The 11,983-nt window shown below is 71.0% G+C and carries 11 protein-coding genes; 10 read left to right on the forward strand and 1 reads right to left on the reverse strand.

Annotated features, from left to right (window positions below; translation table 11 throughout):
- Nucleotides 1–583 precede the first annotated feature (583 nt).
- From ACH427_RS20195 to ACH427_RS20240, 10 genes are all read left to right on the forward strand, one after another.
- Nucleotides 584–1,201, forward strand: coding sequence for a TetR family transcriptional regulator (locus tag ACH427_RS20195; protein ID WP_398870903.1), 618 nt, complete (start codon nucleotides 584–586; stop codon nucleotides 1,199–1,201).
- Nucleotides 1,202–1,418: 217 nt separating this feature from the next.
- Entirely contained in the window at nucleotides 1,419–2,138 is a 720-nt protein-coding gene (locus ACH427_RS20200) for an OvmZ protein (RefSeq protein ID WP_398870904.1), read from the forward strand.
- A complete protein-coding gene (locus tag ACH427_RS20205) occupies nucleotides 2,135–2,317 on the forward strand; it encodes a hypothetical protein (protein ID WP_398870905.1) in 183 nt (60 codons plus the stop codon). The genes ACH427_RS20200 and ACH427_RS20205 overlap by 4 nt, the downstream gene beginning before the upstream one ends.
- A 184-nt stretch (nucleotides 2,318–2,501) precedes the next feature.
- Nucleotides 2,502–3,491: an aldo/keto reductase gene (locus tag ACH427_RS20210; RefSeq protein ID WP_398871118.1), complete on the forward strand. Its 990-nt coding sequence runs from the start codon at nucleotides 2,502–2,504 to the stop codon at nucleotides 3,489–3,491.
- A gap of 202 nt (nucleotides 3,492–3,693) precedes the next feature.
- Nucleotides 3,694–5,358 carry a GH3 auxin-responsive promoter family protein gene (locus ACH427_RS20215; RefSeq protein ID WP_398870906.1) on the forward strand — a complete coding sequence of 555 codons (1,665 nt, stop codon included), beginning with the start codon at nucleotides 3,694–3,696 and terminating at the stop codon, nucleotides 5,356–5,358.
- An 18-nt stretch (nucleotides 5,359–5,376) separates the two neighbouring features.
- On the forward strand, nucleotides 5,377–6,255 hold the full coding sequence (locus ACH427_RS20220) for an alpha/beta hydrolase (protein ID WP_398870907.1): 879 nt from the start codon (nucleotides 5,377–5,379) through the stop codon (nucleotides 6,253–6,255).
- Nucleotides 6,248–7,432, forward strand: a complete 1,185-nt coding sequence (locus tag ACH427_RS20225) for an enolase C-terminal domain-like protein (RefSeq protein ID WP_398870908.1) — start codon at nucleotides 6,248–6,250, stop codon at nucleotides 7,430–7,432. Before ACH427_RS20220 ends, ACH427_RS20225 begins: the two co-directional genes overlap by 8 nt.
- Nucleotides 7,429–9,177, forward strand: coding sequence for a thiamine pyrophosphate-binding protein (locus ACH427_RS20230; RefSeq protein ID WP_398870909.1), 1,749 nt, complete (start codon nucleotides 7,429–7,431; stop codon nucleotides 9,175–9,177). The genes ACH427_RS20225 and ACH427_RS20230 overlap by 4 nt, the downstream gene beginning before the upstream one ends.
- A gap of 122 nt (nucleotides 9,178–9,299) precedes the next feature.
- The gene (locus ACH427_RS20235) at nucleotides 9,300–10,202 is read left to right on the forward strand and encodes an FAH family protein (RefSeq protein ID WP_398870910.1); all 903 of its coding nucleotides are present in this window, start codon (nucleotides 9,300–9,302) and stop codon (nucleotides 10,200–10,202) included.
- A 2-nt stretch (nucleotides 10,203–10,204) separates the two neighbouring features.
- Nucleotides 10,205–11,590, forward strand: a complete 1,386-nt coding sequence (locus ACH427_RS20240; protein ID WP_398870911.1) for a hypothetical protein — start codon at nucleotides 10,205–10,207, stop codon at nucleotides 11,588–11,590.
- Here ACH427_RS20240 and ACH427_RS20245 read toward each other — a convergent pair.
- Nucleotides 11,493–11,858 carry an ArsR/SmtB family transcription factor gene (locus ACH427_RS20245; RefSeq protein ID WP_398870912.1) on the reverse strand — a complete coding sequence of 122 codons (366 nt, stop codon included), beginning with the start codon at nucleotides 11,856–11,858 and terminating at the stop codon, nucleotides 11,493–11,495. The two genes, ACH427_RS20240 and ACH427_RS20245, sit on opposite strands and share 98 nt — an antisense overlap.
- Between the last annotated feature and the right edge of the window lie 125 nt (nucleotides 11,859–11,983).

Consider the following 11,983-nt stretch of genomic DNA (forward strand, 5'->3'; position numbering starts at 1 on the left):
GTGCGGGTTTCGTTGCCGCCTGCGGCGGGAGCGGCCTGCGGCCGCGTCCTCAATCGCCGGACGGGCTGGTTTGTTCCCCAGCCCCGCCCCTTCCCGGCTGCACCTGATATGCGGCTCCGCCGCGTGGGGGGCTGCGCCCCAGACCCCGCAACACGCTTCGCGCGTTGTCCTCAAACGCCGGACGGGCTGAAATGAGCACCCCAACGGGCTGAGAAGAAAAAGACCGGCGCGCCCCACAACCGAATGTTGCCCTCCGGTGGGAGGGGGTGGGGCTGGAGGGTGGGGTTCTGGAACGCGGTGCGACATCACGGCACCCAACGCGCAAGACCCGCACCGCACCGCGTTCCAGGTCCCCAGCCCGGAAGACCCACCCCCGGCACCCACCACAAACCAAGCCCGGCCGACGCTTGAGGCCACTTGAACCCCAGCCACAAACAACCCGCACCCACAAAACAAATGCGCACCCCTAAGGGCTGGATCCCCCAAGATCCAGCCCGTTCCGCGTTGGGGGAGGATAAAACATTCCTTCCAGGGGGTATCTTTTGGGCAACCACGGGGGCCACGAAGAGAAACGGAGGACCCGGTGATCCAGGAACGCGCCCGCCGCACCAGGGAACATGTACTCAACGCCGCCGCCGAGGAGTTCGCCCTGCGCGGCTACGCCAATACCGCCCTTCAGACGGTCGCCACCCGCATCGGCATGACGAAGGGCGCCCTCTACGCCCACTTCCCGTCCAAGGAGGACCTGGCGCACGCGCTGCTCCAGCACTTCGCGGACGCGTGGGACGACATCCGCAGGACGTGGGGGGATCTCGACCGGCCCGCGCCGGCAACGCTGTTGGCGGCGGCATTGAGCCTGGCCAGGAGGCTGGAGTCGGATGTACGGATGCGGGCGGCGCTGCGGTTGCTGGCGGACGGGGGGCTCGCCTCGGACCGGGGCGCCAGGACGCTGGCGGAGATAAGGGACTGCCTGGCGGCGCTCGCACGCCGCGGCCAGGAGGAGGGGGCGATCCTCGCGTCGTACACCCCGGACCGCATCGTGCGACTGCTCCTGGCGGTCGCCTGGGGCGCGCCCTACGCACCCGGCGCCCCGGCGCTCGACGAGCGCCTCTCGCCGCTGGAGGAGGACTGGGCGATGCTCCTCGACCTGCTCAGCCCGCACCCCCAACTCGCCCTGGGCTCCTGGGGAGAGGCGCCTTGAGCAGGAATGACACGCCATCAGCGAGCACTCGGAAATCGGGGGTTGCGCGGCAGGCGGCACATGTGTCACGCTTCTTCGCGAGCCACTGTGTCTTCTGGACCCCGACGTTGAACGCGTCCTTCGCTCAATTCCCTTGACTCTCCCCAGCGGATACCCACAAGCTGAAAACATTCCTTCGGGAGGGTATTTAACAGTGGATGAACAGGAGATGGGACTGGTGACCAACCCGCAGGCCCCCGCCGCACGGGAATCCCGGCCGGCCCAGGTGTCCAGGGACCGGGACGCCTTCGCCGCCCCCCTGTGCGCATCGCCCCGGTGCCGCCGGGACCACGACGACCCCCGCCCCCGCACCCGGCGCACCGGCACGGGTTCCCGCCTCTGCGGGCCCTGCCGGGAGCGCCTGGCCGACCAGCTCGCCGAGCTCCCCGGCCTCTACGCCGAGAGCGACCACGAGCTGGGCGGGCCGGGCCGGGCCTGGATGTCACCGCGCGTCTCCGGAAGCCGCACGCTCCGCCTGCCGATCGACCCGCACACCGCGAGCGTCCGCGACCGCGCCCTGTGCACCCTGGTCTCCTGGGCCGAACTCGTCGTCGACGAGCGGTCCCTGACCACACCCCCCGCACGCACCGTCCCGGCGCTGGCCGCGTTCCTGCGCGAGCAGCTCGCCTGGCTGGCGGCCCACCCGGCCGCCGGCGAGGCGGCCGACGAGATCATGCTGCTCGTCGGCACCATGCGCCGGGTGATCGACCCCGCCCCCGTGGAGCAGGCCCCTGTAGGCGACTGCCCCGAGGCGGGCTGCCACGGCACGGTGTCGATCTCCTCGATCGGCAGCGGCAAGGCGGCACCGCGCGGCCTGGTCTGCTCCGCCGGCCACACGCTTCCCCCGAGCATGTGGCTCCGGCTGGGCGGCCTCCGCAAGGAGGTGGCGGCGGTATGACCCCCGCGGAGCGCGCCCGTCGCGTCCCCACCCAAGTCGCCGCCCTCGCCCTCGGGGTCACCGAGGGCACCATCCGCCAGTGGGCCCACCGCGGGCGCATCACCCGCTACGGCACCGCCCGGCGCGCCACGTACGACCTCGACGAACTCGCCGAGCTGGTACGCGGATCGCGCCCCTGACACTCCGGCCGGCTCTCCCCCGCGCCGGCCGGACCCGCCCGGCCCCGGTGCCGCACTCCCCCGACGGCACCGGGGCCCTCCCCGTACCCGTACGCACCCCCACCACCGCGCACGTCATCGGCACGCACGTCATCGGCACGCACCGCCACCCGGAGAACAACCTCTCGAACGGAGAAGCACGTTGCTGGAACACCGCAAGCTCGGCAGCCAGGGCCTCGAGGTCGCGCAGATCGGTCTCGGCTGCATGGGCATGAGCCAGTGGTACGGCGCCACCGACGACAAGGAGTCGATCGCCACGGTCCACCGGGCCCTGGAGCTCGGCGTCACCATGCTGGACACCGCCGAGGCGTACGGCCCCTTCGACAACGAGGAGCTGCTCGGCAAGGCCCTCGTGGGCAAGCGCGACCAGGTCGTCATCGCCACCAAGTTCGGCTTCCCGATGAAGATGAAGGACGGCTCCACCGCCCCGGTGAACAGCCGCCCGGAGCACATAGTGGAGGTCGTCGAGGCATCGCTGCGCCGGCTCCGGACGGACCACATCGACGTCCTCTACCAGCACCGCGTCGACCCCGGCGTCCCGATCGAGGACGTCGTCGGCACGATGGCGGAGCTGGTCGCGCAGGGCAAGGTCCGCTATCTGGGCCTGTGCGAGGCCGGTGAGAACACCATCCGCCGCGCCCACGCCGTGCACCCGCTGTCCGTGATCCAGAGCGAATACTCCGTGTGGGAGCGCAATCTGGAGGACGGCGTGCTGCCGCTGCTCCGTGCCGAGGGCATCGGCCTCGTCGGGTTCTGTCCGCTCGGCCGCGGCTTCCTCACCGGCGGCGTGGACCGTGCCGAGAACTACCCCGAGGACGACTTCCGCAGCCACGACCCGCGGCTCCAGGGCGAGAACTACGACCACAACATGGCGATCGCCGCGAAGATCAAGGATCTGGCCTCCCGCCACGAGCTCACCCCCGCGCAGCTGGCCATCGCGTGGGTGCTGCACCAGGGTGACGACATCGTGCCCATCCCGGGCACCAAGCGCCGCACCTACCTGGAGCAGAACCTCGCCGCGGCCGACGTCCGGCTCGACGCGGAGCTGCTCCGCGAGATCGAGGACGCCGTCGCCTCCTCGCAGGTGGCCGGTCCCCGCTACAACGAGCGGATGATGGCCTTCATCGACCGCTGACCGGCCCGGCGCCCCGACGGCGCGGCGCCCGCCCGGCCGTACTCGCACCGCGCGGCCCGGATCCGGCGGCCCACCCCCGTACCCCCGAGCACCGGCGGCCCCCACCGCCGGTGCTCGGCCTTTCCCTGCCCGGCCGCTGCGACGGCGGGACCCCTGATTCACCCTCCCTCACCCAGTCGAACCCATGCGGAGAGAAGTGGACATGTCCATATCGGATTGGCAGAAACACTGGAAGGCGCGCCGGGGCCGCTTCATCGAGGAGTGCCGGCTGGCCCATGAGCAGCTGCTCGCGGACCTCAAGAACCCCCAAGTGGCGCAGGAGCGCGTGCTCGACGACATCATCGGTGTCAGCGCGGCCTCGCTGCACTGGAAGGAGCGGGGTTACGACGCCCTGGCGAAGGACGCGACGTCCTTCCGCAGGACGGTGCCGATCATGCGCTACGACGACTTCGCCGAGGTCATCGAGCGCGAGACCCGCACCAAGGGCGGCACCCTCACCTGCAGCCCGGTGCTGCGCTGGCTCAAGACCAGCGGCACGACCGGCACCCCGAAGCGCGTCCCGTACACGCTGCACTGGCTGCTGACCTACCGCATCCCGGCGATGAAGGCGATGTGGGGCACCTATCTGGAGCACCACCCCGAGCTGCTGGCGCACCCCTACGCCACGCTCGACACGCAGACGGTCCGCGAGGACGTCAGCGACTTCGTGCACGGCGTGGAGCACCAGGCCGTCAGCAACCGGCACCCGCAGATCAACACCCGGGACTGGAACCCGCCGTGGTACGAGGCGCCCTGGTTCGGCCCGGACACGCCGACGACGCACGAGGGCCGGATGTACCACCGCATCCGCCACCTCCTCGGCAAGAACCTGCACTACATCTCGTCGATCAACCCGAGCACCCTGATCTCGCTGCGCGACCTCATCGAGGTGCACGGCAAGAGCCTGGTGCGCGACCTGCGCGAGGGCACGGTGGAGGGCGAGCCGTGGGGCGAGCCCGACGTCGCCGCCGCCGATCACCTCGAAGCGGTGCTGGCGAAGCCCGGCTTCAGCCTCAAGGACGTCTGGCCCTCGCTGACGCTCTACAGCTGCTGGCTCTCGGCATCCGCCCGGCTCTACCAGAGCAAGCTCGACGCGGTCTTCCCCGGCGTCGCCAAGCTGCCCTTCATGAGCTGCGGCACCGAGGGCGTCACCACCATCCCGGTGGACGACACCCCGCTCAGCCAGCCGCTCGCGATCAACCAGGCGTTCTACGAGTTCGTCCCGGCGAGCGTGCCGCTCGGTGAGCTGGTGGAGCGCGGCGAGGCCGTCGAGACGCTGCTGTTCGACGAGGTCGAGGCGGGTGAGGACTACCACCTGATCATGTCGCAGGGCAACGGCCTCTACCGGCTGTGGACCGGCGACATCTACCACGTCGACCGGATCGAGGGCAGCGTGCCGTGGATCCACTTCCGCCGCCGTGACGGCGTCTTCCACTCCTTCACCGGCGAGAAGATCACCGAGGCCCAGGTGACGCAGGCCCTCCAGCAGGGTGTCGAGGGCCTCGGCCTCGACATGGGGCTGTACATGTGCGGCCCCAAGTGGGGCGAGCCGCCGCACTACGTCGCCCTCGTCGAGAGCCACGGCAGCGACAAGGGCATCGACGCCGCGCTGTCGGAGCGGATCGACCAGGAGCTCAGCACGATCAACATCGAGTACGCGGCCAAGCGCGACAGCGGGCGGCTGCGGCCCATCGAGGTGATCACCGTGCCGCACGACGCGATCAACGCGTACGTCGAGAGCCGCCGGGCCGCCGGCAACGCGACCCAGTACAAGTACAAGCCGTTTCAGCAGGACATCGACTTCGTGGCCGACATCGTCGGCGACTGACCCCGGGGAGAGGCACACATGCTGGAGCTGAAGCGCCCGCCGCAGAACACCCGCAAGGAGATCATCCACGTGCGCCGCGACGGCGCCGACCTCGCGCTGCACCTGTGGCGGCCGAAGAACCTCAAGGGTGCGATCTTCTATTTCCACGGCCTGCAGAGTCATGCGGGCTGGTTGTGGGAGGTGGGCCCGCAGTACGCGAACAACGACATCGCGCTCTTCGTCCTCGACCGCCGCGGCAGCGGCATCAGCGAGGGCGAGCGCAACGACATCCCGGACGTCGGGACCGTGCTCGGCGACTACGCCGCGGCCCTGGCCACGGTGCGCTGCATCATCGGCGAGGAGGTGCCCCTCCAGCTCTTCGGGCACTGCCTGGGCGGCTCGTTCCTCGCGGCCCTGATGCACCATCAGGACTTCGACGTCCGCTACGACTCCGCGGTCTTCTGCTCGACCTGGCTCGGCAAGCTGCACGCCACCCTCTCCGAGGAGGAGCGCGAGGCGCTGGCGAAGGAGACGAGCACGGAGCTGTGGGACGCGGGGCTGAAGTCCTCCGACTTCACCGACAACGTGAAGTACCAGCACTACATAGACAACGACGACCTCGCCGTCCGGCAGCTCACCAGACGCTCCCGCGCCACGCTCCTCGGCCTGGAGAGGCTCTATATGGACCCGGCCCGCGAGCTGCCGCCGGTGCCGGTGGGCTACGTCTCCGGGCTGACCGACCCGATCGTCGACCTCGACGACGCCCACAAGACGTTCATCGAGATGACGGGCGGGCGCGGCGGGATCATCAAATTCCCCACCCACCAGCACTACCTGCACTACACCGAGGCCCGCACCAGCCTCGTCAACTGGTCGTCCACCTTCACCCTGATCCCGGGCCTGGACCACCATGGATGAGGCACGGCTTTACCACGTGGCGCTGCCGATGCGGGTGGGCTTCGACCACCCCGCGGCGCGCCGCCGCCGGTCCGACAGCCTCGTCCTGTGGCTGTCGGCCGGCGGAGTGGAGGGGCTCGGCGAGTGCGCCCCGCGCCCGTACGTCACCGGCGAGACCGTCGAGGGCGTGCGCACGGAGCTCCAGCGGGTGCCCGTGCGGCGCCTGCTGGAGCGGCTGCGCACGGAGGACAGCGCCGAACTCCTCGGCCTGCTGCGGCGGGACGGCTTCGCGCGGACCTTCGGGATCTCCGGCGGGAACAATCTGATCTGTCTGCTGGAGACCGCGGTGCTCGATCTCCTGGGCCACCGGCTCGGGCTCGGCGTGGGCGAGATGATCCGCCCGGCCGGGCCGGGCCGGGCCGCCGGGGGCCCGCTGCCCGTGTCCCAGGTGATCGACCTGGGCATCGGGGTGGAGGAGTTCCTGGCGACCCGCGGCCCGTTCCACTTCGTGAAGGTCAAGGCGTCCGACGACATCGAGCGCGACGCCCGGACCGTCACCGCGCTGCGCGAGGCGCTGGGCCCCGGCGTCCCGGTGATGGTCGACGCCAACATGAGCTGGTCCTACGCCGACGCGCTCCACCACATCGAGCTGCTCGCCGGCTGCGGCGCGACGCTGATCGAGGAACCGCTGCGCAAAGGCGCGTGGACGGAGCTTCGTGACCTGCGGCTCGCCACCGGCGTGGAGATCATGCTGGACGAGTCGCTGTGCTCCCTGGCGGACGCCCGCACGGCGGTGCGCACCGGCGCGGCGGACGCGTTCAACATCCGCGTCGCCAAGTGCGGCGGCCTGCTGAACTCGGTGGAGATCATCGACCTCGCGCGGCAGCACGGCATCGCCTTCCAGATCGGCGTCCAGGTCGCCGAGACCGGGCCGCTGATCGCCGCGGGCCGGCAGCTCGCCTTCCGGCACCGGGACGCGATCACCGTGGAGGCGGGCCAGTCGGACCGCTTCTTCGAGCGGATGATCGTCACCCCGCCGCCCGTGGTGGACCGCGCGGCCAACACCCTCTCGCCCGTCAGCGGCGCCGGGTTCGGGATGGCTCTCGACGACAGCGCCCATGAGTGGGCAGTGCTCGGCTACGCCGGGGACACCGACCGATGGCAGCCCCTGGCGGCTGCGACGAAGGCCGAGGCATGAGCAAGTATTTCTCCGACGTGATCGTCGAGTTCCTGCGCCAGCAGGACATCGACTACGTGACCTTCAACCCCGGGGCGTCCTTCCGCGGCGTCCACGACTCGCTCGTCCACGAGGACAACGCGGAGATCGCCCCGGAGATCGTCATGGCCTGCCACGAGGAGATCGCGGTCGCGATCGCCCACGGCTACCACAAGGCGAGCAACCGGCACATGGGCGTCTTCGTGCACGCCAACGTCGGTCTGCTGCACGCCTCGATGGCCATCTTCAACGCCTGGTGCGACCGGGTGCCGCTGTTCGTCCTCGGCGGCAACGGCCCGCTGGACGCGGGCAAGCGGCGGCCGTGGATCGACTGGATCCACACCTCGCAGAACATCGAGTCCGTGGTCAAGGACTATGTGAAGTGGTGCGACCAGCCGACCAGCCAGCGCGCCACGGTCGAGTCGCTCTACCGCGGCTTCAAGCTGATGAACACGCCGATGCGGGCCCCGGTCTTCGTCGCCCTGGACTTCGACATCCAGGAGCAGCCGCTCCAGGACGGCGTAGGGCTGCTGCCGAAGTCCGCCGCGGCGGCGACGGAGCTGCCGCCGCTGGACGCCCTGTCGGCCGACGGCCTCGCGGTGCGGCTGCGGGACGCCGAACTGCCCGTGCTGATCACGGACTTCTCCGGGCAGGACCCGCGCACGGTCGCCCCGCTGACCGCGCTCGCCGAGTCCCTCGGCCTGGCCGTGATCGACCGCGGCAACCGGCTGAACTTCCCCAGCACCCATGAGCTCAACCTCTCCGGAGCGGACGCCGGCTTCCTCAAGGACGCGGATCTGGTGCTCGCCCTGGAGGTGCAGGACCTCGCCGGCGCGCTCGGCTCGTTCCTGGAGCTCGACGACCACGGGAAGCCGGCGAACGGCGCGCACGTCGTCACCATCGGCGCCAACGACCTGCTGACCAGCAAGTGGGCCGCGGACTATCAGCAGTTCGTGCCGGTCGACCAGGCCGTCGCCGCCGACGCGTTCGGCAGCGTCACCGCCCTGCGCGAGCGCGTCGAGGACGCCGCCTTCGCCACCCCGGCCTTCACCGCCCGGCGGGACGAGCGGATCAAGCGGATCTCCGCCGCGCATGTGCGCGCCCGCACTGAGTGGGCCGCCCAGGCCGAGGAGGCCAAGGGCAACGAGGTCATCGATGTGGCGGCCGCCGTGGACGAGATCCACCGCGCGGTCCGCGACGAGACCTGGGTGCTGGCCAACACCGGCAGCCTCACCATCGACGGCTGGGTCAAGAAGCTGTGGCCGCTGGAGCGCCCGCAGAGCTACCTCGGCCTCAACGGCGGCGGCGGCCTCGGCTACGGCCTCGGCGCGTCGGTCGGCGCCGCGCTCGCCCACAAGGACGACGGGCAGATCGTCATCGACCTCCAGTCCGACGGCGACTTCCTCTACACCCCCAGCGCCCTGTGGACGCTCTCCGCGTACGAGGTCCCGCTGCTGACGATCGTCATGAACAACCGCCTGTACCTGAACTCGACGCAGCACGCGCGGCGGATCGCGGGGAACCGCGACCGCGACATCGACCGCGCGCACATCGCGACGAGCTTCTACGACAACCCGGTGGACTTCGTGACGCTGGCGCGGTCGTACAACATCCACGCGCTGCCGCGGGTCGAGTCCATCGCCGACGTCGCGCCGGCCGTCCGCGAGGCCGTCGAGTTCATCAAGGCCAATGGCAGGCCCGCGCTCGTGGAGATCCTCATGGAGTGAGTGGCGGTTCGTCTCCGGGGCGGGCGGCCTCCCCTTCGCACCGCCCGCCCCGGGCCCCTTCTTCCCCCGAACCCACCGGCTCCCGACGGGAGTTCACCGACGTCCTTGGAGGGCGTTCCGCCGTGACACAGTTCTTCGCATGCACGTACCAGGGCGAGCGGCTCATCGGCTTCGACGAGCCCGCCGACGGAGCACCGCTGCGCCTCTACCGGACGTCGGGTGACGACCTCGGCGCGGGGCTGGCGGCCCACGGCTACGACCCGGCCGCGTTCGCCGCCGCCGTCACCGCCGAGGAGCCGGCCGTCACCGTGCCGGCCGACCGCCGCCACGAGGTCCGCCACCTGCCGCCGCTGCTGCCCACCGAGCTGGGGAACGCGCTGGTCAGCGGCTTTATGCAGACCCACAACGTCAAGGTGACCGACGAGGCCGGTGAGGGCGGGGAGCGCCCCCAGCCCAACTGGTTCTTCAAGGGCCTCGGCACCTCCCTCAAGGTCGCCGGCGACCCGCTGACCGTGCCCGCGGCCGCCATCGCCGTGTGCGAGGAGGCCGAAGTGGTCCTCCTCTACGTCGACGACGAGGACAGCGTCCCCCGCTACGTCGGCTACACCTTCGGCAACGACCTCACGGATATCGGGCGGTTCAAGCGCGACAACGGCCACCTCTCGTACGCCAAGCTGTGCGACGCGGCCGTCTCCCCCTGGTTCTTCTCCGGCGAGCCGCCGCGCTCGGTCACCGGCAAGGTCTCCGTCGAGCGGGACGGCGCCACGGCGTGGGAGGGCGGCTTCACCACCGGCACCGACGCCCTCGCCTACCGCCTCGACGGCATGATGCGGCACCTCTTCTCCTATCCGCCGCTGCACCACCCCGGCCGCGTGCACTACGTCTTCATCGGCGCGGACCGCAGCAGCTTCCACGCCGGCTTCCGCATCGGCGACGGCGACCGGCTGACCATCGACGTGGCGAGCCACGGGGTGACCCTGACCAACGTGATCACCTGGGACGGCTCGGAAAGGCCGGTGGAGTGACCGTGGAGCTCATCCGCAAACTCAGCGACGTGGAGGCGGCCTTCGCCTACACCCATGGCCTGCTGAAGGGAAACACGCAGGTCACCACCTGGGTCAGCGTCGACGCCCTGTTCGGTGACGCGGAGCTGGGCGCCGCCGTCCACCGGTGGGCGCGGCGGCTGCCGCTGCTGCGGGCGCGCATCGAGGAGCGGGACGGCTCGCTGTGGTTCCGCGAGGGTCCCGCGCCGGAGCCGGAGCAGCTGCGCCACGGCCCGCTGCCCGCCGGGGCCGCGCCCGAGGACCTCCAGGGCGAGGAGCTGAACGACGTCCTGCCGACGGGCGGCGCCCTGTGGCGGCTGCGCGCGGCGGCGGATCAGCGGGCGGGGGTGACCCACCTCTACTTCACCCGCAACCACGCGATATCCGACGGCCACTCCACCGGCGGCACCCTGCGGGTGCTGCTTGAGGAGCTCTTCGGCGCCCCCGAGAACGCCGGGCCGGAGCCCTTCTCCCGCAACGGCGACGAGCTGACGTACCGCACGCCCGCCACGGACACCCCCAAGGCGGCCGCCGTCCCGGAGGCGCCCGTGGCCCCGATCCCCTTCGCGGTCCGCGCGCCGTGGCCGGAAAGAGGCGCCGCGTTCGTGCCCGTCGACCTGTCGCCGACGGAGTCCGAGGCGGTCAGACTGTACTGTCGGCGCCGTGGGTTGACGATCAATCAGTTCTTCGCGACGGCGCTCGCGGAGTCCTTCGCGCTGACCACCGGCCGCGACGAGGTCGACTTCTTCACCGCTGTCTCGCTGCGCCGCCGCTACGCCGAGACGGAGCACCTGACCGACCTGGGCTGCTACATCAGCGTCGTACGGGCGCCGCTGCGGCTCGACGGCGCGGGCTTCAAGGACCACGCCCAGGCGTACCGTGACGGCTTCCGCGCGGCCGACGCCGCCTGGCGGCCGGTGGTCCGCGACCACCGGGAGATCCGCGCGGCGGCCCTGGCCGCGGCGGCGGCCGACAGCTCACCGGGTATCTGCATCACGAACGTGGGCCCCGTCGACGCCTCACTGGGGGCGCACGTGGAGCGCGTGACCGGATTCCGTACGGTGGTCAACCGCACGGGCGCCAACTACGGTGTGGTGCTGCACCTTTCGACCTTCCGGGGCGCCTTCGGGCTGGCGCTGTCGTACGGCACGCCGAGCGTCGACCGCGCCGTCGCGGAGGGCACGGCGAAGCTGCTGCGCGAGCGCGTCGCCCTGGCGGCCGGCGCGACGCCCGGGGAGGACCCGCGGCCGCGCCCGCCGTACGGCAGCGTCGCTATCCCGGCTGCCCCGGTCGCACGGCAGCGTCCCGCAGGACGAGGTCGAGCAGCCCGGGGAAGCACTCCTCGAACTCGGCCTTACGCAGCCGGTTGATCCGCTTGGCGCCCGCGTCGCGCTGCTCGATGAGCCCGGCCGAGCGCAGCACCGCGAAGTGATGGCTCAGCGCGGCCTTGCGGACGGGCACGTCGAAGCTGCCGCAGGTGCGTTCCCAGTCCTCACTTCCGGCCAGTTCCCGCACGAGCGTGAGCCGTACGGGGTCGGAGAGCGCGGCCAGCGCGGTCTCCAAGGCCACGTCCCGGGGATGGACGTGCTCAGGTGGAGTGCGATGCGGCGCGGTTGCCGCTGCGTTTTCCCTGGTCATGACGGCCTTCCTGACGAACGATTGCAAAGTGTTCGATGTTCTGCGTACAGTTTACTTGTTCGCCTCACGTCGAACAGTCTATTCGAGTCGTGCGTCCCCGGCTCCCGCCGACCCCGGGGCGGGTA

The organism is Streptomyces sp. NPDC020379 (genome assembly GCF_044387105.1).
Taxonomy (GTDB): domain Bacteria; phylum Actinomycetota; class Actinomycetes; order Streptomycetales; family Streptomycetaceae; genus Streptomyces.